This window comes from Hyphomonas sp. (assembly GCF_017792385.1).
In the GTDB taxonomy this organism is placed as follows: Bacteria; Pseudomonadota; Alphaproteobacteria; order Caulobacterales; family Hyphomonadaceae; genus Hyphomonas.
The window spans coordinates 1,180,582-1,200,415 of record NZ_CP051230.1 but is presented as its reverse complement, the minus strand read 5'-3'; the positions used below and the strand labels follow the sequence as shown (position 1 = coordinate 1,200,415).

The window sequence follows — 19,834 nt, the reverse complement described above, 5'->3', positions numbered from 1 at the left end:
CCGTTTCAAGCATCCATCACGCGGATAAGCTCGGAAAAGGCCAATGCGACGTGATAGCCCGTCGAGGCGGGCATGGTGGCCGAAACAATATGGCCATCGCCATCATATTGCTCGATCCATCCGCCCTCCGGCGTCAGGTGTTCGTCCATTAGCACATCGAAGCTGCGGCAGGCGGCGGCTGCAATCGCCTCGTCTCCGGTCATTTCCAGCATGACCAGGTGCGCCTTCAGAGCTTCGGACTGGGACCAGCTGCGCCGTCCTGCATCATGGGGCAGGCCGTCCCGCGTGGTTTCCAGCAGCGCGCGACCATCCGCATCCAGCGTGCCGGACGCATAGGTGTAGAGCCGCCCCGCAATGGGGGCGACGGCTTCACCGGCTGCGCGGGCATAGGCATCCAGAAGCCAGACCCATTCAAATTGGTGGCCGGGCTCGACAATGCGCGCCGCATCCCCCGCGCCTTCACTCCAGTCTGGAGCGAAGAATTCGCCGAGCAGGCCGCCGGGGCCAGCCGTGAACCGTTCGTGGAACAGGGCGACCAGCTCGCCCGCGCGCGCGAGATGCCCGCCTTCCGGGTCAACCCTGTGCAGGGCCAGGCATGCTTCCAGAAGATGCATGTGCGGGTTCTGGCTGCGCCGGTCCGGCACGGGCAGGACTTCCGCATATCCTCCATTTGTGAGGTCTTTCATGCGCCGGTCGAGGGCATCCAGCAGGGCGCGTGCCGACGCGATCGGGCCGCTGCCATCCTCCATCGCCTCGCTGGACACTGCGAGAGCGTAGAGGGTGAAGGCCAGGTCGTAGAGATCCGGCGTGTCATCGGCGAGGCCGCTGCCATCAGTGTGCAGGGTGCGGCCGGTCAGGCCATCCGCGCGCCGCGCTGCGCCGCTCAGGGTGCGCACGCCCTGTTCCACAAGATCGCCGGCGAGCTCCGGCCTCCAGCCCAGCAATAGGGCCTGCGCGAAGACAAAGGTCTGGCGCGCCTGAACGCGCACCCGGGTCGTGTCCTCGCCGAGCGGCGCGTGGTCCAGTGACAGGGCTTCACGAAACAGGCCAGCCTCGCCGACTCCGCGTTCGCTCCAGAGAGGGAAACAAGCTTCAAACAGCCAGTGCCGAGCCTCCTTGGCTCGCCGCCGCAATGCCGATGTCGACATGGAACTCGCCCCCGTTAATTTCATGCAAGACGGCGTCTGCGGCTCGCCAAACCGCTCGGCTTCCTGCTAACAGGAGTGCCAGTCCTTGGCTAGCGGCTGCCGACGCCGAACTGTGAAAGAGTTCCCCCACCGATGAGAGACCGGATTTTCTTCCCTCTGGCCATTTTGCTTGCCGTGGGAATGGTGCTGCTTGCCGTCTGGCCGGCTTTCGGTCGGTTGCCGGATGGCGCGGTCACCGGCGACGGCGCCAATTACGACCGGATTGTCGTGGAAGGGGCCTTCCTCAACAAGATCCTGGCCGGAGGTGACGTCACCACAGAACTCGTCCGCGACGGCGAGGGCGATTTCCTGCTCTATATCGAGGCACAGGAAGGCCTGCTCGGGCCGGATCCGGAAGAAGGTCCGCATTTCCGCCTGGCCAGCGATCTGGAAGTCCAGTTCTCGGCGCGTCGCATCCGGTGCACGATCCGCATGCGGCCCGCAGACCAGCGCGGGGCCATGCAGGCAAATGCGATTTATTCCGTCGGCCGGGAAGGCGATTCCGGCTGGCAGACCTTCGACCTGTCCCCCGAATTCCAGGATTTCTCGTTCGAATATGACGTGCCCCGGCATATCGGGGACCAGGCCTTCGACTATTTCGCAGTGCGCCCTGTCGTGCCGGAAAAATCGCGCGCCCTGCTGATCGAGCGCATCACCTTCGAGCGGATTGGCTAGCCTATCGCGGAGGGTACAGTTCGGCGCGGCAAATCATGCCGGGCTGATTGCAAGGGCTGGAAATCTGTTTCAATAGTTACAGTTCCTGTCCTGTTGATCGACCGCCCCTGGAGACGATATGCGCAAATTTCTGGCCCCGCTCGGCTTTCTGGCCCTGGCCGCCTGTGGAACCCAAACCCCCGTGGAGACCCCCTTGGCAGACACGATTCCCTCATCGCAAGCATCTGATGCCGCCGCTCAGGATCCGTATCTCTGGCTCGAGGATGTGGAAGGTGAGGCCGCGCTGACCTGGGTCCGCGCCCAGAATGAGCGGTCGCTGGCCGAATTGCAGGCCGACCCGAACTATGCTGCGTTTGAAGCGGCGGCCACCGAAGCGCTGACCTCGTCCGAGCGCATTCCCTATGGTTCGATCCGGGACGGCATGGTCTACAATTTCTGGCAGGATGACACGCATGTGCGCGGCCTGTGGCGTCGCACGCCGCTGGAAAGCTATGCCAGCGATGCGCCGGAATGGGAGACCATTCTCGACTTCGACAAGCTCGCCGAGGAAGAAGACCGGAACTGGGTCTTCAAGGGTGCAGATTGTTTCCGCCCGAAAGGCTCCGACCTGCCCTACAAATGCATGCTGTCCCTGTCGAATGGCGGCAAGGATGCCGTGATCCGGCGCGAATTCGACCTGTCGACGAAACAGTTTGTGGAAGACGGCTTTGTCACGCTGGAGGCAAAACAGGGCGGCGCCTGGGCCGGGCCGGACACTTTGTTGATCGCCACCGATTGGGGCGAAGGCACACTGACAAACTCGGGATACCCCTTCATCGTCAAACGCTGGCAGCGCGGCACGCCGCTGGAGAGGGCCGAAGAACTGATCCGCGGCGATGTGGATGATGTCGGCGTGTGGCCCATGTCGCTGGAGCTGGAGGATGGCCGCGTCCTGCAGGGCGCGGTGCAGGCCGATACGTTCTTCACGTCCCGTTATTGGTGGTTCCCGGAAGAGGGCGGCGACCCAGTACAGATTCCGGTTCCGGCAAAGGCCTCGCTGAATGGTGTCTACAAGGGCCAGCTGCTGGTGTCGCTGCAGGAGGATTGGGCGCCCGAAGGGCAGGACGGCGCTTTCAAGTCCGGTGATCTCGTCTCGTTTGAGCTTGATGAATTCCTTCAGACCAAGGCGCTGCCGCCGGTCTCGCTGGTCTTCCACCCTTCCGAGACCCAGGCCCTGGAAGGGGTTTCCGTCGCCAAGGGCGCGGTCATGCTGGGCGTCAGCGACACGGCGGTCGGCAAGGTGATGCGCGCCGAGCTGTCCGAAGCCGGCTGGACACGCGCCATGGTCGACATGCCGGGCACAGGTCAGGCGAACATTGCTTTTGCCAGCGAAGAGGAAGACACGGTGTTCCTGAATTATGAGGATTTCCTGACGCCGGATTCCCTCCTCTCCTATTCCGTCACCTCCGGCGAGGTGACGACGCTGAAGAGCCTACCGCCGAAATTCGATGCTACTGGCCTGAGAGTGACGCAGCATTTTGCGGTGTCGAAAGACGGAACCCGGGTGCCGTACTTCCTGGTCAGCAAGGAAGACGTGCCGATGGACGGCACAACGCCGACCTTGCTGTATGGCTATGGCGGCTTTCAGGTGTCCATGAACCCGTCCTACAGCCCGGTTGCCGGTCGGCTCTGGCTCGAGAAGGGCGGCGCATATGTTCTGGCCAATATCAGGGGCGGCGGTGAATTCGGCCCTGGCTGGCACCAGGCTGGTCTGAAACTGAACCGTCAGCGCGTCTATGACGATTTCATTTCCGTCGGAGAAGATCTTGTTGCGCGCGGTGTCACCTCGCCGGAACATCTCGGCATCATGGGCGGCTCGAATGGTGGCCTGTTGATGGGCGTCATGCTGAACCAGCGCCCGGACCTCTGGAATGCCGTTGTCGTGCAGGTGCCGCTGCTGGACATGATGCGCTATCACCTGCTTCTGGCGGGTGCATCCTGGGTTGACGAGTACGGCTCCCCGGAAGTGCCGGAAGAGCGCGCCTTCCTTGAAACGATTTCGCCTTATCAGAATTTCGATGCTTCAAAGCCGTATCCGGTTCCGTTCTTCGTCACATCGACAAAGGATGACCGGGTGCATCCCGGGCATGCCCGCAAGATGGCGGCGAAGTTCGAGGCGGCCGGCCTTCCTTTCTATTATTATGAGAACATTGATGGTGGCCATTCGGCCGCAGCGAACCAGACCGAGCGCGCCAAACGTTCGGCCCTGGAGTTCACCTATCTGACCCGTCGGCTGATGGCTGACGATCAGGAATAAGGGTCTGAAACTGGAACTCATTTCAAGTTCCGAAAAGAAACTTTTGGGGCCGGGCGTGGTTTTGCTTGCCACGCCCGGCCTCTGACCTGATGATCCATGTTATGAACCTCGCCGATCCGGCTCCTGAAAATGATGTGGTTCGCCTGGACACGCTGACGGCCGCGCACAAGCCGATCGTGCTGGCGGACTCCCTGGCGGAATCCATGTGGAAATGGATGCCCGTGATGCCGACCGGGACCAGCCTGGAAGCCTATATGGATTACAGTCTGGAGATGCAGGAGACCGGCACGTTCTATCCATTCTTCGTGGTAGACAAGGCAACGGGGGAATTCGCCGGCCTGGCAGCGTTCGAACGGGTTTCGCGCACGCACCGGCGCCTGGAAATCGGATTTGTCTGGCATCCGGAGAAGTATCGCGGCACGGCCATCGTGCCGGCCACCCAGCTGGCGCTGCTGACGCGGGCACAGGAGGCGCGGTTCCGCCGGATTTCCTATTTTGTGCCGGAGCAGAATGAACGTGCCGTCCGCGCCTTTACGCGAATGGGCGCCCAGCGTGAGGGTCTGATCCGCAATTACATGCGCACGGCAGGCGGCAGCTGGGCCAATATGGTCGTGCTCAGCCTGGTCGGCGACGAGATCAAGGCCGCCATCGCCCTGTTGCGGGATCGTGTGCGCGCGCTGCAGCACGCTTGACGCCACGCCCGCTGCGTGCTTTAGCCCCGCGAACATCTGCGCAAATCCAGAAAGCGCGCTTTGACTGATCCCGCGAGGTCAGCGAGGCCCCCCGCCCGGCGAAGTGTCGCTCAGCGGGGCACTTCTGCTTTGTGCAATGGGATTTGAGCGCCTATGTCAGGACCTTCTGGCAGACGGCAAAGGAGCGACACAGATGTTCGACACGCTGAGCGAACGCCTTGGTGGGATATTCGACGGCCTGACCGGCCGCGGCGCACTGTCCGAAAAGGACGTGAATGCCGCGCTGCGCGAAATCCGCGTTGCGCTGCTTGAAGCCGACGTCGCCCTGCCGGTCGTGAAGGATTTCATTGATGGGGTGCGGGCCCGCGCCGTCGGCGAGGAAGTCATCCGCTCGGTGAAGCCGGGCCAGCAGGTCATCAAGATCGTCTATGATGCGCTGGTCGACATGCTCGGCGGAGAAGAGGCCGACACCACCCTGCGCATCGACAGCCCGCCGGCCGTCATCATGATGGCGGGCCTTCAGGGCTCCGGCAAGACGACCACGACGGGCAAGCTGGCCAAACGCCTGTCGGAGAAAGAGCGCAAGAAGGTTCTGCTCGCCTCGCTCGACACACGCCGCCCGGCCGCCATGGAACAGCTGGCCATTCTGGCAGACCAGTGCAACGAGAATGTCAGCGCGCTGCCGATCATTGAAGGCCAGTTGCCGGCGGATATTGCCCGCCGCGCCCTGAACGCCGCGAAGATTTCCGGCTATGACGTCCTCATCCTCGATACGGCCGGCCGCACGACGATCGACGAGCAGATGATGAATGAGGTGGCGGAGATCGCGGACATCGCGACCCCGTCCGAGACATTGCTGGTGGCCGATGCCCTGACCGGTCAGGATGCGGTCGAAACCGCCAGCCGGTTCCATGCGCGCCTGCCTCTGACAGGACTTGTCCTGACGCGGATGGATGGTGATGGCCGTGGCGGCGCCGCGCTTTCGATGCGCGCGGTCACTGGCCTGCCGATCAAGTTCATGGGCGTCGGCGAAAAGCTGGACGGGCTCGATGCGTTTGATGCCAAGCGTGTTGCAGGTCGCATTCTGGGGCAGGGGGACATTGTCTCCCTGGTCGAGAAGGCCGCCGAGCAGATGGACGCCCAGAAGGCCGAACGCATGGCGGAGAAACTCCGCAAGGGTCAGTTCGACCTCGAAGACATGGCCGAACAGTTCCGCCAGATGCAGCGCATGGGCGGCCTTGGCGGCCTGATGGGCATGCTGCCGGGCGCTCGGAAGGCGAAGGCCGCGATGGACGCCGCCAATCTCGACGACAATGTGCTGAAGCGCCAGGAAGCGATCATCCTGTCCATGACCCGCGCAGAACGCCGCAAGCCGGCCCTGCTGAACGCCTCGCGCCGCAAGCGGATTGCTGCCGGTGCCGGCGTCACCGTGCAGGAAGTCAACAAGGTGCTGAAGATGCACCAACAGATGGCCGGCATGATGAAGAAGATGCGCCAGAAGGGCGGCATGAAGAACATGATGAACATGGCGCAGGCTGCCGGCATCTCGCCGGGCGACCTCGCCAAGATGGGCGGCGGCGGCGCAGGCGGCCTGCCCGGCCTCGGCGGGCCTTCTCTTCCGCCCGGCATGGATGGTCTCCTTGGAGGCAAGAAGAAATGACTCTGTGGAGCAACACGTTTTCGTGCCCGAACTGCACAGGAAAAACGTCTATCCATGGCGGCATCTGTGACGGCTGCGGTGAGCGGCTTGGCCGCAGCCTGCAGGGCTATGCAATCATCAGCCTGTGGATCGCCGCGCTTTTCGGCAGCTTGTATGCGGTGTTGCCGAACAGCATGGAGATGGGATTTGCGCGCATTGCCGCAGCATTTGCGTTGGTCGTTGCCGGGGTCACCGGGCTGAACCTGATTTGCCGTCTGAGCTGGACTTGGAGGATTGTGAAATGAACGTGACCACTGAATCCAGCGATACGCTCGCCCAGTTCCAGCTGACCAAGCTGCGCTCCAGCATCGACAATCTCGATGCCATCATCATCCACACCCTGGCTGAGCGCTTCAAGGCGACCCAGGAAGTCGGCAAGCTGAAGGCCGTTCACAATATGCCGCCTGCGGACAAGGACCGCGAGGCAAGACAGATCGACCGCCTGCGCCGGCTGGCACAGGAAAGCGGGCTTGATCCGGCCTTTGCCGAAAAGCTCTTGAACTTCATCGTGGCGGAAGTGATCCGCCACCATGAGCAGATTCGCGCCCATGAGGGCGACGACTAGACCATCACCCCGAGACGCCAGACTTACAGGAGATACACCCATGGCCCTCAAGATCCGACTCGCCCGTGGCGGGTCCAAGAAACGCCCCTTCTATTCCGTGGTCATCGCAGATGCCCGCGCGCCGCGTGACGGCCGCTTCATCGAGAAGATCGGCTCCTATGATCCGCGCCTGCCGAAGGATTCCGAAGCCCGCGTCCAGATCGATGCCGAGAAGGCTTCCGAATGGCTGCGCAAGGGCGCCCAGCCGACCGACCGCGTCGCCCGCTTCCTGTCGAAGATCGAAGTCGACGGCAAGCCGCTGGTGAGCTGGGAGCATGGCAACAACCCGCAAAAGGGTGAGCCGGGCAAGAAAGCCAAGGAACGTGCCGAAGAGAAAGCCCAGAAAGCGGCTGATGCTGCTGAAGCTGCTGCGGCTGCCGAAGAAGCTCCGGCTGCTGAAGAAGCGCCGGCTGAGGAAGCCGCTTCGGAATAAGACTGGCCTGCCAGTCTCGGGATATGGCCGGTGCCCCTTGCGGGCGCCGGCCTTTTTCGTGCGCGTCAGGCGGGATGGCTGAATGGCGGGCAACACGGAACCAGACCGGTGTTCAGGTCGCTTCGTCTAGACAGGAACAGACGAAACGGAGACCCGACATGGCAAAGACCCGACTGTCCAGAACCCTGCCGCTGGCCGCGCTTGGCCTGGTGGCCCTTGCCCTTCCTGCCAGCGCGGACCGGGGCCGCTACCACGATGCCTCCTGGCGCGGCGGTGGGCAGGGCGTGATCCTTCATGCCGATGCCGGCTTCCATGGCGACGGCCTCCGCATTCGCGGCGCCGAGCCTGACCTGGCCCGCCTGCGCTTCAATGACCGCGCCTCATCCATTTCCATCGGATACGGTGTCTGGGAATTGTGTACGGATGCGCATTTCCGGGGGCGGTGCGAGATCGTTGACGCCTCCACGCCGCGCCTCAATGCCTACCGTCTGAACGACAATGTCTCGTCCCTGCGTCCTGTGGCACATCGCGACCGGCCCGGCCGCGGCGGGTGGGGCCGTCGCGGCGGGGATCTGGTCCTGTTCCAGGATTCGGCCCAACGCGGGCATGCCATCGAGATCAGCCATGATGTGGCCGACCTCAGCCAGTACCGCTTCAATGACCGCGCCAGTTCTTTCCTTGTGACGGGCGGCACCTGGCTGGTTTGCGAGCACGCGAACTATCGCGGCCGCTGTGAAGTGCTGCAGGGCGGGGCAGGCGACCTGAAGCCGATCCGCATGAATGACAACATCTCCTCCATCCGCGCCTATGATGGCTGGCGCTGAGACAGCTGATGCCTGCTTGAACTCCTCATCCCGCCCGCTACAGAGGCGGGATGAGCAAGACTTCCAATCCTGACCGGCTGATCGTTGTGGGCGTCATCAAGGGCGCGCATGGCGTGCGCGGTGATGTGCGCGTGAAGAGTTTCACCGCAGACCCGGACGCCGTGTTCACCTATGGCGCCCTGCTGGACGAGGCCGGAAAGCCCGTGCTGACGCCCCGTTCGGCGCGGCCCGGCAAGGATCATTTCATTGTCCGCCCGGCAGAGCAGAAACAGAAGGAAGACTGGGACGGTCTGCGCGGCACGCTGCTGCATGTGCCGCGCGCGCAGCTGCCTGCGCCCGAGAAAGATGAATTCTACATTGAAGATCTTGTCGGTCTCAGCGTCTTTTCCGGCGGCAATGTGCCGGCCGGGACGGTGAAGGCCGTGCAGAATTTTGGTGCCGACGACTTGCTGGAAGTGCGTCTTGCGGCCGGTGGTGAAACGGTGCTGGTGCCCTTCACCCTGGCCGATGTGCCGACTGTGGATCTCGCAGCCGGCCGGATTGTGATCCCCACGCTGGAGGACTGGGCCGCCCCGGCAGAAGACGGGGACCGGCCGGATTGACCCATGTTGCCGCGTGTTCAGGCGCGGCCTGCCATAAAGGTTACCGAAACACTGAGGTAACTGCCCATGCTTGCCAGATTGATCCGCTTCGGCGCTGCCCTTGCCCTTCCGCTGACTGTAGTGGGGACAGCAGCGGCGCAATATGAGACCAGCGACCAGCCCGCCGGTCTGATGCTGTTCAGCGGTGAGGATTTCCGGGGCGAGGTGCGAGAAGTCTTCGAGCCGGTCTATTCGCTGAATGAATTCTATTTCAATGACCGCGCTCAATCGGTGGCTGTGCTCTCAGGGGCCTGGGAGCTGTGTGAGCACAGCGATTTCACGGGTCGCTGCGTGTTCATTCGCGGCGATGTGCAGGATCTTGGCTGGTACGGCCTGGACCGGGAACTGACATCGGTGCGCCCGATCTATGAATATACCGAAGCCGAACACGGTCTGATGTTCACGCGGGACCAGTCTGGCTATATCCGTTATGCCGACAATGCGCGCTACGGGTATGATGACTATGCCTACGGGTATGGCGCCAGCACGCGGATCAGCGTCTACCATTACGGCTACTCACCGCACTATCGCAGCTATGGATACTATAATCCGGGCCTTGGTCACGGCCCCTACGGGTTTGGCTGGACGCGCTATGGCGCCAATCCGAATTATGGCCGCCATCATCGCCACTATTCGACCCGGCATCGGCCGCTCAAGGGCCATTACGGCGCCCGCAATGGAGCGGTGACCCTGTACACGGATTCCTATGAACGGGGCGCATCGCTCGGCCTCAACCGGGGGATTTCCGATCTCAGCCGATACCGTTTCAACGACAATATCTCCTCCATCCGAATCCGGACCGGAAAATGGGAAGTGTGCGAGCACGCCAATTATCGTGGCCGGTGCCAGATCATCGATGCCTCGACGGATCGGCTGAACGGTTTCCGCCTGAACGACAATATCTCCTCGATCCGGCCCGTGGGCGATGTGCCTCGGGGTGACCGGGGAGACCGTCCCCGTGATGGACGTCATGACGGAGACCGCGGCCGGGGAGAAGGCCGTGACGGACGCCATGACGGGGATCGGGGGGACCGCCGCGGTCGGCACGTCGATACGGTCACGCGAACTGCGCCAGGCGCACTGGCTGGCGGCCCGGTTGCGCGGGACCCTGTCCAGCAACGCCGTCCGCATGCCGCGCCGGGACGCCCTCAGCGGGTCGATCTGAATCGCCCGGACCGCGCTCAGTCGAATGTGCGGACGGTGACCCCAAACCGGACACAGGCCCCGCGCCCGCAAGTGCGCGAAGTGAAACCGGTTGAAACGCCGAGAACACTTCCGCATCAGCAACGGCGTCCGATGAGCCGTCCCCGGACACCCGAACGCGTCGATATGGGAAGCCGCCCCAAGGCGCTGAACACGTCGCGGCCGCAGACCCGCCAGCCGGTACGGGCACGCCCGCAGGAAACCCGTCCGCAGCGTGATACGCGACCACAGAGACAGGCTCGCCCGGCCCAGCCCGTGCGCCAGAAGGCGGTGCCCACGCCGCAGCCGCGTCCACGGGCACGGCCCCAGGTCCAGCGCCAGCCACAGCGCGCCGCACCTCAGCCGCGTCCGCAACCGCGTGCACAGCCTCAGCCACGTCCGCAGCAGCGGTCAAACAACATGCCGAAAGCCTTGCGCAATCGCGGCGGTGGCGAGGTTCACAAGAACTAGGCCTGGCGTTCTCGGTTGCCGGATCAGTCTGCCCGCGGGTCTCGCCACTCGCGGGCGATGCCGTATCCACCGCGGCGGACCAGCCAGAACATGCCGATCAGGTCAAAGATGCCGGCACCGAGCCGCCCGAGGAATCCATATTTCGATTCCCCGGCCAGACGCTTCCGGTCATTCACCAATTCTTCCTGTACATCCCATCCGGCCCGCTTGATCAGGGCTGGCAGGAACCGGTGCATGGACGCAAAATAGGGCAGGTCGCGAAAGGCTGTCGTCCGGATCAGCTTCCAGCCACAGCCCGTATCGGTCGCATCATCCTGCAGCACAAATCGGCGCACGCCATTTGCGATCCGCGATTGCAGCCATTTGAAGCCGGAATCGTTCCGGCTGTTGCGCTTGCCTGCAATGATGCCGAGCCGGGGCGAGGCACCGGGCACGATAATCTCTTTCCAGAGCCGGGCCGTGTCCGCCGGGTCATTCTGGCCGTCTCCATCGAGCAGCTGGACCCATTGGCCGCGCACGGATTTGAGGCCCGTAAACAGCGCTGCCGATTTTCCTCTGCGTTCGACATGGTTGAGCACGACCACCGTGTCCGGGTGCTTCGCCGCAGCTTCAGCCAGTTCCTGTTCCGTCGCATCGGCCGAACAATCGTTCACGCAGACAATTTCAAAACTGATGCCGGCCAGCTGCTCATGCACCTCATCGATCACGGGATGAACATTGCCCGCTTCATTGAAGAAGGGGATCAGGACGGAGAGGGCGGGACTGTCTGGCATAGGATTGCACTAGAGGGTGGGGCCGGAGCGGTCCAGCCTCATTTGCCGGTTGCCTCTGCCCGTTGGCGCAGGGCGGTTTCTGCCTGGACGTCTCCGGCCAGCGCGCGGTCCTTCAATTCGGCTGCGCTCATGGTTTTGTAAGCCTCCGGGACAGCCCGCTTTGGGGCGGATCGGGATTTCTGGCCCAGAAAGGCGGCCACCGAAGCGATGATGCCCATGTCACAAATCTCCCGGCGACGTCGTCATGTGGCGAGTATGCCAATTGCCAGCCGGTTGCGATAGGTGCATCTGGCGGCGGAAAGGGGAGTGCGGGCATGGATGTCTATCATATCTGGTTCGATTTGAAGCCAGACACCGATGAACAGGCCTTCGCCAAGGTCTTGCCGGCCTTTCTTGACCATATGAAGCAGGAAGGCCGGATAGAGACCTGGCGCATGATGCGGTGCAAGCTGGGCCTCAGGCCGGACGATGTACGCGAATTTCACATCATGATCGAGACGCGCGACCTTGCCCAACTCGATACGGCGTTTCGTGCGGCGGCCGCGCGGTCTGGTGAGACTGATACGCTGCACTTCAGCGCCAATGCGATGGTCACCAACATCAAGTTCGGCCTGTTCCGCGATTGGCCTGACTGGTCAGATTGAGCCCGTGCGTGCCGGTCAATCGGCGGCCCAAACCTCATCCAGACGCAGCAGGTTCCGGATCCAGTCCGGCTGCGGCTGCTGCACTGCATGGAGGATGGTTGCGACGCCGGTCGCAAGTTCCATGTAACGTGGATCCCCGTACGTGGTGCTGCGGATCGCCCATTTCCCAGCGCGTTGCGCGGAGAAATGGACAAAACTCGACTTCGCATAGGTCAGGTTGATCAGGCACGCGACATTGTTTGAAGGTTTGACCTTGCTGGTGTCTTCCAGCACCGTTTCGTCATAACGGCCGGGCCGGGTTACGATCTCGAGGCTTTGCGCGCAGCTATCAGTCGCTTCCTGATTTAGTTCGGTGAACCCGTCACAAGCAAACATGTGATCAGGTCCTTCGATCATCCTGCCTGCTGTCTTGGGTAATCCGGAAGCGGGGCGATAGAACTGAAACCACAGACGCATGCCGGCACTCTTCGAGACGTAGACGCATTCATACACGGTCGGGCCATCATCCAGCCTCACGCCATCGAATATGTCAGCCGTTCCTGTCTGCTCCAGATCGAAAGCAATCACTTTTGCAGGACAGAAAGGGGCATCTTTCCGGTCGACTTGATCGAGAAAGGCATTTCCGCTCGAATCCCTTACCCAGTCTGCGGGGGCTGCTGATGCTGGCGCCGGCGCAAAGAAAGCGACGAACGCGGTGAGGGCGGCAAGCAGGTGAGAAGATTGCATTCCAGATTCCTATAAGTGGTCTGTGAGGTGCGCGTTGGCTTCAGCGTATAGCGGTGTTTTCCGGACTGTCGTTGATGCAAGGCGTCAGAAGTCTTTGATGGAACTGCAATTGGACATGGGTTAGGCAGGCGGCATGTTCAAAGCGAGTTTCATCACCTTGTTTCCCGAAGCCTTTCCGGGTCCGCTCGGCGTCTCCATTCTGGAGCGCGCGCGCCGCGAGGGCATCTGGGACTATGAAACGATCCAGCTGCGCGATTTTGGCCTCGGAAAGCACAAGAATGTCGATGCTCCGCCGGCGGGTGGGGGGGCAGGCATGGTGCTCCGCCCGGATGTAACCGCGGCAGCGCTGGACAGCATCGACACGACCGGCAAGCCGCTGATCTATCTGTCTCCGCGCGGAGAGCCATTCTCGCAGAAGCTTGCGCGGGAAATGGCGGCCGGGCCTGGCATGGTGATGATGTGCGGACGGTTCGAAGGCCTGGACGAACGGGTGATCCGCGCGCGGGGTCTGCGCGAGGTCTCGATCGGGGATTTCGTACTTGCCGGCGGAGAGGTGGCGGCCATGGCGATGACGGAAGCCGTGGTGCGCCTGTTGCCCGGCGTTGCAGGGAATGAAGCCTCCCTGGATGAGGAATCTTTCGAGACCGGATTGCTCGAACATGACCAGTATACGCTGCCGCGAGAGTGGGAAGGCCGCCCGACTCCGGAGGTTCTGCTGTCCGGCGACCATAAACGCATACAAGAATGGCGATTCAACAGCGCAAAGTCGTTGACAATTGAGCGCCGCCCCGATTTATACGCCGCTTACTCCAAGACCAACGATTTACAACCGCCGGAGACAGGCGATGAACATGATTGAACAGCTCGAAGCGGAAGAGTTTGCCCGCGTTGTCGGCGACAAGAACATCCCGGAATTTTCCCCGGGTGACACGCTGTCCGTGAACGTCCGCATCAAGGAAGGCGACCGTGAGCGCGTCCAGCGCTTCGAAGGCGTCTGCATTGCCCGCGCAGGCGGTGGCATCAATGAGAGCTTCACGGTTCGCAAGATCTCTTTCGGTGAAGGCGTCGAGCGTGTGTTCCCGCTGGCCTCTCCGATGATCGAGAGCATTGAAGTGAAGCGCAAGGGCCGCGTGCGCCGTGCGAAACTCTACTATCTGCGTGACCGTCGCGGTAAATCTGCCCGTATCGCAGAGCGGACCACGGGCCATGGCATCGAAACGGTCGAGATCGCCGTTTCCAAGACCGAACGCCGCCGCCAGAAGGACGCTGAGAAGGCTGCCCGCAAGGAAGCCGCTGCCAAGGCTCGCGAAGAGGCTGCCAAGGCGAAGGCCGCTGAAGAGGCCGCTGCTGCTGCCGCCGCTGAGGCAGAAGCTGCTGCGGCTGCCTCTGAAGAAGGCGCCACCGAGGAATAGGTTTCTCGGCTCTTGGCTGACTGATAGTAAAGCGCCCCCGCCAACTGGCAGGGGCGTTTTCTTTTGGGGCGCTCCGGCTGGCCGCTGAGACGTGGCTGCAGGTGGGGCAACAGCCTGACAGGTTGGCAGCTGCAGTATTTGTGGCAGGATGGCGGAATGAGGTCCCTGTTATCCACGCTGGCGGCGCTGATCATGCTGGTGGCCTGCAAGCCCGCTGAAGAGACGTTGCAGATCCGTGTCCCGGCCTGTCGGCCGCCGGATGTGATGCAGGGCATTCTCTCGATTGGCGACACGCGGTTCAAACCCTATCGGCTGGAAGCGTCTGCGGTCACGGATGCGGCCGGAAGGCCGGCCCTGTCGATCCGTCTGGATGATGTGGGCGCCGCGCAGCTGGCCGACATAACGCGAGAGCATATGGGAGATGTGGTCCCCTTGCGGGTGGATGATGAAACCCTCATGTCTCCCAGAGTGCTGGAACGGATCACGGATGGCGAGATCCTCGTCTCCGGCGATTTCGAGATGTCCGAGCTGGAAGCCTTGGCGCTGCGCCTGTCTCCCGCCTGTGATCAAGAGTCGCCTGCCGCCAATTGACCCCTTTCCAGCCGGGCGGGCGCCGTTATGGTGCGCCGCGACATCACAGGAAGAGGCCCCATGGCTGGCAAGACACTTTACGACAAGATCTGGGACGCGCATGTCGTTCATACCGACGAGAGCGGCGAGAGCCTGCTCTACATCGATCTGCACCTGATCCATGAAGTGACGACGCCCCAGGCCTTTGCCGGGCTGAAGGCGGCCGGGCGGGGTGTACGCCGTCGGGATCTGACGCTCGCCGTGGCAGATCATAATACACCGACCGAAAACCAGGCGGCGGGCCTGGCAGGGGTAACGGACCCGGATGCGCGCAATCAACTGGAAACGCTGACCCGGAACGTGGCCCAGCACGAGATCGAGTTTTTCCCCATGGGCGATATCCGCAACGGGATCGTTCATGTTGTTGGCCCGGAGCAGGGGCGGACCCAGCCCGGCATGACAATTGTGTGCGGCGACAGCCACACCTCAACACATGGTGCCTTCGGCGCGCTGGCGCATGGCATTGGCACCTCGGAGGTCGAGCATGTGCTAGCCACGCAGACGCTGCGGGCGAAGAAATCGAAGAACATGGCGATTGACGTGTCCGGAACGTTGCAACACGGCGTGACCGCGAAGGACCTTGCCCTGCACATCATCTCCGTCATCGGCACGGCCGGCGGCACGGGCTATGTCATGGAGTATCGCGGCGAAGCGATCCGCAATCTCTCCATGGAAGGACGCATGACACTGTGCAATCTTTCCATCGAAGGCGGGGCGCGGGCCGGACTGGTCGCGCCGGACGAGACGACGTTCGACTATATGAAAGGCCGTCCGGCTGCCCCGAAGGGCGGGGCGTGGGATGTCGCGAAATCCTACTGGACGACGCTTTTCTCCGACGAGGATGCCGTGTTCGACACGGTGGTGCACATAAAGGCCGAGGGGGTGGAGCCGACCCTGACCTGGGGCACCAGCCCGGAACAGGCCATTCCGCTCTCGGGCATCATTCCGAAGCCGGAGGATTTCAGTGACCCGGTCAAGGCCGCAGCCTGCGAACGCGCGCTGGCCTATATGGGGCTGGAAGGGGGCACGCCGATAAAGGGCACGCCCGTGCAACGCGTTTTCATCGGCTCGTGCACGAACAGCCGGATTGAAGACCTGCGGGCGGCGGCCGAAGTGGCCAGGGGAAACAAGGTGGCCGATGGCGTGCGTGCCATGGTCGTGCCGGGGTCAGGCCTCGTCCGCGCGCAGGCGGAATCTGAAGGACTGGACCAGATTTTCATCGAAGCCGGATTTGAATGGCGCGAGCCGGGCTGTTCCATGTGCCTTGGCATGAACCCGGACACGCTGGCGCCGGGCGAGCGCTGCGCCTCGACGTCCAACCGGAACTTCGAAGGCCGCCAGGGCCGCGATGGCCGCACCCATCTGATGAGCCCGACACTGGCAGCGCGCGCGGCGATCCAGGGTGTGATTGGCTAAACCGATCCTTCAGTTGCGTCTGTCGAGGCAAGCACGGATAGTCCGCCACACACTCAAACGCCGAGGGAGAAAATCCATGAGCAAGACCGTCACATTGCCCGGAAACGTCAAACTGGATGGCCCGCGCGGGCGGACCTATGCCTCGATCCTGGAAACCGTTGGCTCGACGCCGCTGGTGGCTGCGCCGAAATTCGCCGAGGCTGAAGGCATCAAGGCAAACCTGCTGTTCAAGTGTGAATTCTTCAATCCGCTGGCGAGCGTGAAGGACCGGATCGCCCTGAACATGGTGCTGCAGTTGGAAGCCAGCGGCAAGCTGGCGCCGGGCGGTGTTCTGGTCGAGCCGACGTCCGGAAATACCGGCATCGGCCTCGCCTTCGCGGCGGCCAGCCGGGGGTATCGCCTGATCCTGACCATGCCGGAATCCATGTCGATCGAGCGCCGCAAGATGCTGGCCTATCTGGGCGCCGAACTCGTGCTGACACCCAAGGAAAAGGGGATGGGGGGTGCCATTTCCAAAGCGCAGGAAATTCTGTCCGAAACACCCGGCGCTGTGATGCCCAGCCAGTTCGACAATCCGGCCAATCCGGAAATCCACGAGAAAACCACGGCAGAGGAAATCTGGGCGGACACGGATGGCGCGGTGGATGCCGTTCTGTCCGGCATCGGCACCGGCGGCACATTCACCGGCTGTGGCCGCGTGCTGAAGGCTCGCAAGCCGGGCCTGAAGATGATGGCGATCGAGCCGGAAGGCAGCCCGGTCCTGTCTGGCGGCGAGCCTGGACCGCACATGATCCAGGGCATCGGTGCCGGCTTCGTCCCGGCAAATGCCGACACAAGCCTGATCGATGAAGTGGTGAAAGTCTCGAATGAGGAATCCTTCGAGACGGCGCGCAAGCTTGCGCGGCTCGAAGGTATTCCGGGCGGCATTTCTTCCGGAGCGGCGGCTGCGGCGGCGGTGAAGGTCGGGACACGGGATGAGATGGCCGGAAAAACGCTCGTCGTGATCCTGCCAAGCTTTGCCGAGCGCTATGTCTCGACGGCCCTGTTCGAGGGTCTTTAGTCGCATATGATCACCGGTCTCGACCATTTCGTGTTGATCTGTCCCGACATCGCGACGGGCACAGCCATTTACGAGCGCCTGCTTGGACGTCCGGCAGACTGGCGCGCATCCTCCGGAGGGGCCGCAACATCGCTGTTTCGCCTGCACAATACGTCTCTGGAATTGATGGCGCCGGATGGCGAAGGGGCCGTCGCCGACCGCCTCCGCGAGATCATCACGGATGAGGGGCCGGGCCTGAAGAGCCTTGCCTTCGGCACTGACGATATTGCCACGGCCCATCACAAGCTGACGCGCCGTGGCCTGATGCCGGAGGAGGTGGTGGAAGGCGCGAGCACGAGCGAAATCGACGGAAAAACACGGAAATGGTCGCGATTTCGGTGTTCGGATGTTCAGACGGCTGGCGTGAAGACATTCATTGTCAGTCCGGAGGCATCATTGCCTTTGGCTGATGCGCCAGCAGCCAGCGCCAAATCTCTCGACCATATTGTCATCAACACGCCAAACCCGGACAGGGCGCTCGGCCTTTATGGCGCGCGGTTGGGATTGGACCTTGCGCTCGACCGGACCCGTGAGGAATGGAAAACGCGTTTCCTGTTCTTCCGGACCGGCGGCCTGACCTTCGAAGTAATCCACCGGCTTGACGAAACCCATGATCCCTCTGCCCACGATACGATCTGGGGCCTGACCTGGGAGGTCGATGATCTTGCAGCCGCCCATGCGCGCCTGACCGAAGCGGGCTTCGATGTTTCCGAACAGCGCACGGGCCGCAAGCCAGGCTCTACCGTCTTTACCGTGCGCGATGGCACGCTGGGCGTGCCGACCCTGTTCATCGCGCATTCTTCACGCTAGGACACGCTTCATGAAAGCCTTCACGCAACTCACCGGAACCGCTGCGCCCCTTCTGGAGAAGGGCAAGCCGATGTCGAATGTCGACACCGACATGATCATTCCGAAGCAATTCCTGAAGACCACCGAACGGACCGGACTTTCAAAAGGTTTGTTCCACGAGCTGAAAACGCGCTCCGATGGCTCTCCAAACCCTGATTTCGTGCTGAACCGGCCGGAATATGCCAAGGCGAGCATTCTGATTGCCGGCGAGAATTTCGGGTGCGGATCCTCGCGCGAGCATGCGCCCTGGGCGCTTCTGGACCAGGGCATTACCTGCGTGATCGCGCCCAGCTTTGCCGACATCTTCCACAACAATTGCTACAAGAACGGCATTCTTCCCGTAAGACTTCCGGTCGATGCCTGCCAGAAACTGGCCGAGCAGGCCGGTGGCAGCAATCATGTGTTCATGGTGGATCTGGCTTCGCAGACCGTGACTGCGCCGGATGGCGAGGTTTTCGAGTTCGACGTGGATGCCGGCCGCAAGGCAAACCTGATGGCGGGACTGGACGAGATCGGCACTTCCATGATGGCCGAAGGAGACATCGATGCGTTCGAAGCCCGGCGCCGGGTTTCGATGCCATGGCTGGAAACATCCGCATGAGACGGCATGCCGTCCTTGTTGTGGTGATGGCGACACTCGGCAGCCTGCCTGCCTGCCACACCGACCCGTTCGGCCTCGAGCCGGAAGTCGACATAACCCTGCCGGAAGACGAATCTGACCAATCGGCACCTGATCCGGCCGCAGACGCCACACGTGGTGTGGCCTCCAGCTTGCCGGGCGATTGATTTCCCTCAAAAGTTGGGACGTGATATCCTGATATTGCGAATATCGCAGGAGACAGAGTGATGCGTTTGTCCGTGATCGCCTCCGGCATTGCATTGGTTGCCATATGCGCGGCCTGTGCAAGTTCTCATCCTGGACAGGAAATGACCCTTGAAGAGGGGGCCAGGATCGAATGCAGGAATGTTCAGCAATCCGGGACAATCCTTCCGAAGCGTGTGTGCAATAACAAGGCAACTTGGGCCGCAATTGAAGCCCGCAACAAGGAGCAGGCAGAAAATTTTGATCGTGCTGTGAATGACCGGTACTTGCCCATTCCACCCAAGGAGGTCTCGATCCCCACGCGTCCCCGACAATGAAAATCTTGTGCTTCAGACACTCTGAGCCGATCTGACGCAAGGGCCAGGCCATCTAACCCGTTGCGCCCGGCTGTTAGCCAGCGTACCTGTTTTCCAGCACCTTTCCCCCTGCCTTGGAGTTTCTCATGAAGCTGGCTATGCCTGCCATTATCGCCGGAATGCTGTTTTCGGTTTCAGCCTGTACAAGTACGCCCGCCAGTACGGAAATGTCGCTGGAAGAGGGTGCGAAGAAGGAGTGCCGCTCCATCAAGGAATTTGGGTCGATGCTGCCGAAGCGCATTTGCAACAACAAGGCTACGTGGGCAGAAATTGACGAGCGCAACAAGGAACAGGCAAAAGAGTTCAAGGAAAAGATCGACAGCCGCTACACACCTTCGGGCCGTGATCCCCGAATGTAGCCTGCTTGCGGCATTTAGGCCGTTTCGGTACTAGACGTCGCAA

General features: G+C 62.1%; 25 protein-coding genes. 21 read left to right on the top strand and 4 right to left on the bottom strand.

Annotated features, from left to right (window positions below; all coding sequences use genetic code 11):
* Positions 1–5: 5 nt before the first annotated feature.
* Complete coding sequence (locus HF955_RS06030) at positions 6–1,148, bottom strand: AGE family epimerase/isomerase (protein ID WP_291078677.1); 1,143 nt, start codon at positions 1,146–1,148, stop codon at positions 6–8.
* A 132-nt stretch (positions 1,149–1,280) separates the two neighbouring features.
* Between HF955_RS06030 and HF955_RS06025 the strand changes: the two genes are divergently transcribed.
* From HF955_RS06025 to HF955_RS05980, 10 genes are all read left to right on the top strand, one after another.
* The gene (locus HF955_RS06025; protein ID WP_027839364.1) at positions 1,281–1,862 is read left to right on the top strand and encodes a hypothetical protein; all 582 of its coding nucleotides are present in this window, start codon (positions 1,281–1,283) and stop codon (positions 1,860–1,862) included.
* Positions 1,863–1,980: 118 nt separating this feature from the next.
* Positions 1,981–4,158, top strand: a complete 2,178-nt coding sequence (locus HF955_RS06020) for a prolyl oligopeptidase family serine peptidase (protein WP_291078676.1) — start codon at positions 1,981–1,983, stop codon at positions 4,156–4,158.
* A gap of 89 nt (positions 4,159–4,247) precedes the next feature.
* Positions 4,248–4,850: a GNAT family protein gene (locus HF955_RS06015; RefSeq protein WP_291078675.1), complete on the top strand. Its 603-nt coding sequence runs from the start codon at positions 4,248–4,250 to the stop codon at positions 4,848–4,850.
* 193 nt (positions 4,851–5,043) lie between these two features.
* Positions 5,044–6,510: a signal recognition particle protein gene (gene ffh / locus HF955_RS06010; protein WP_291078674.1), complete on the top strand. Its 1,467-nt coding sequence runs from the start codon at positions 5,044–5,046 to the stop codon at positions 6,508–6,510.
* Entirely contained in the window at positions 6,507–6,794 is a 288-nt protein-coding gene (locus tag HF955_RS06005) for a hypothetical protein (RefSeq protein WP_291078673.1), read from the top strand. Before ffh ends, HF955_RS06005 begins: the two co-directional genes overlap by 4 nt.
* Positions 6,791–7,114: a chorismate mutase gene (locus HF955_RS06000; RefSeq protein ID WP_291078672.1), complete on the top strand. Its 324-nt coding sequence runs from the start codon at positions 6,791–6,793 to the stop codon at positions 7,112–7,114. The genes HF955_RS06005 and HF955_RS06000 overlap by 4 nt, the downstream gene beginning before the upstream one ends.
* A 40-nt stretch (positions 7,115–7,154) precedes the next feature.
* Entirely contained in the window at positions 7,155–7,586 is a 432-nt protein-coding gene (rpsP, locus tag HF955_RS05995) for a 30S ribosomal protein S16 (protein ID WP_291078671.1), read from the top strand.
* Positions 7,587–7,744: 158 nt separating this feature from the next.
* The gene (locus HF955_RS05990) at positions 7,745–8,410 is read left to right on the top strand and encodes a beta/gamma crystallin-related protein (RefSeq protein WP_291078670.1); all 666 of its coding nucleotides are present in this window, start codon (positions 7,745–7,747) and stop codon (positions 8,408–8,410) included.
* A 50-nt stretch (positions 8,411–8,460) separates the two neighbouring features.
* Complete coding sequence (rimM, locus tag HF955_RS05985) at positions 8,461–9,012, top strand: ribosome maturation factor RimM (RefSeq protein ID WP_291078669.1); 552 nt, start codon at positions 8,461–8,463, stop codon at positions 9,010–9,012.
* Between the two features lie 66 nt (positions 9,013–9,078).
* Positions 9,079–10,704 carry a beta/gamma crystallin-related protein gene (locus HF955_RS05980; RefSeq protein ID WP_291078668.1) on the top strand — a complete coding sequence of 542 codons (1,626 nt, stop codon included), beginning with the start codon at positions 9,079–9,081 and terminating at the stop codon, positions 10,702–10,704.
* Between the two features lie 23 nt (positions 10,705–10,727).
* Here the strand turns inward: HF955_RS05980 and HF955_RS05975 are convergent, their stop codons facing one another.
* Together HF955_RS05975 and HF955_RS05970 are read right to left on the bottom strand one after the other, a co-directional pair.
* A complete protein-coding gene (locus HF955_RS05975; protein ID WP_291078667.1) occupies positions 10,728–11,477 on the bottom strand; it encodes a glycosyltransferase family 2 protein in 750 nt (249 codons plus the stop codon).
* A 38-nt stretch (positions 11,478–11,515) separates the two neighbouring features.
* Positions 11,516–11,695, bottom strand: coding sequence for a hypothetical protein (locus HF955_RS05970; RefSeq protein WP_291078666.1), 180 nt, complete (start codon positions 11,693–11,695; stop codon positions 11,516–11,518).
* Between the two features lie 96 nt (positions 11,696–11,791).
* Between HF955_RS05970 and HF955_RS05965 the strand changes: the two genes are divergently transcribed.
* The gene (locus HF955_RS05965; protein ID WP_291078665.1) at positions 11,792–12,121 is read left to right on the top strand and encodes a DUF6614 family protein; all 330 of its coding nucleotides are present in this window, start codon (positions 11,792–11,794) and stop codon (positions 12,119–12,121) included.
* 15 nt (positions 12,122–12,136) lie between these two features.
* On the opposite strand, the gene HF955_RS05960 is transcribed toward HF955_RS05965, so the two are convergent.
* Positions 12,137–12,847 carry a hypothetical protein gene (locus tag HF955_RS05960; protein WP_291078664.1) on the bottom strand — a complete coding sequence of 237 codons (711 nt, stop codon included), beginning with the start codon at positions 12,845–12,847 and terminating at the stop codon, positions 12,137–12,139.
* Positions 12,848–12,980: 133 nt separating this feature from the next.
* Between HF955_RS05960 and trmD the strand changes: the two genes are divergently transcribed.
* From trmD to HF955_RS05910, 10 genes are all read left to right on the top strand, one after another.
* Entirely contained in the window at positions 12,981–13,706 is a 726-nt protein-coding gene (gene trmD / locus HF955_RS05955; RefSeq protein WP_291078663.1) for a tRNA (guanosine(37)-N1)-methyltransferase TrmD, read from the top strand.
* On the top strand, positions 13,693–14,259 hold the full coding sequence (gene rplS / locus HF955_RS18435; protein WP_027839352.1) for a 50S ribosomal protein L19: 567 nt from the start codon (positions 13,693–13,695) through the stop codon (positions 14,257–14,259). Before trmD ends, rplS begins: the two co-directional genes overlap by 14 nt.
* Before the next feature lie 156 nt (positions 14,260–14,415).
* Positions 14,416–14,850, top strand: a complete 435-nt coding sequence (locus tag HF955_RS05945; protein ID WP_291078662.1) for a hypothetical protein — start codon at positions 14,416–14,418, stop codon at positions 14,848–14,850.
* 60 nt (positions 14,851–14,910) lie between these two features.
* Complete coding sequence (gene leuC, locus HF955_RS05940) at positions 14,911–16,305, top strand: 3-isopropylmalate dehydratase large subunit (RefSeq protein WP_291078661.1); 1,395 nt, start codon at positions 14,911–14,913, stop codon at positions 16,303–16,305.
* 76 nt (positions 16,306–16,381) lie between these two features.
* Entirely contained in the window at positions 16,382–17,365 is a 984-nt protein-coding gene (gene cysK, locus HF955_RS05935; RefSeq protein ID WP_291078660.1) for a cysteine synthase A, read from the top strand.
* Between the two features lie 6 nt (positions 17,366–17,371).
* Complete coding sequence (locus tag HF955_RS05930; RefSeq protein ID WP_291078659.1) at positions 17,372–18,214, top strand: VOC family protein; 843 nt, start codon at positions 17,372–17,374, stop codon at positions 18,212–18,214.
* 10 nt (positions 18,215–18,224) lie between these two features.
* Complete coding sequence (gene leuD / locus HF955_RS05925) at positions 18,225–18,854, top strand: 3-isopropylmalate dehydratase small subunit (protein WP_291078658.1); 630 nt, start codon at positions 18,225–18,227, stop codon at positions 18,852–18,854.
* A complete protein-coding gene (locus HF955_RS05920; RefSeq protein ID WP_291078657.1) occupies positions 18,851–19,039 on the top strand; it encodes a hypothetical protein in 189 nt (62 codons plus the stop codon). Before leuD ends, HF955_RS05920 begins: the two co-directional genes overlap by 4 nt.
* A 60-nt stretch (positions 19,040–19,099) precedes the next feature.
* Positions 19,100–19,393 (top strand): hypothetical protein, encoded by a 294-nt coding sequence (locus tag HF955_RS05915; RefSeq protein WP_291078656.1) that lies wholly within the window; start codon positions 19,100–19,102, stop codon positions 19,391–19,393.
* A 125-nt stretch (positions 19,394–19,518) separates the two neighbouring features.
* Complete coding sequence (locus HF955_RS05910; RefSeq protein ID WP_291078655.1) at positions 19,519–19,791, top strand: hypothetical protein; 273 nt, start codon at positions 19,519–19,521, stop codon at positions 19,789–19,791.
* Positions 19,792–19,834 lie beyond the last annotated feature (43 nt).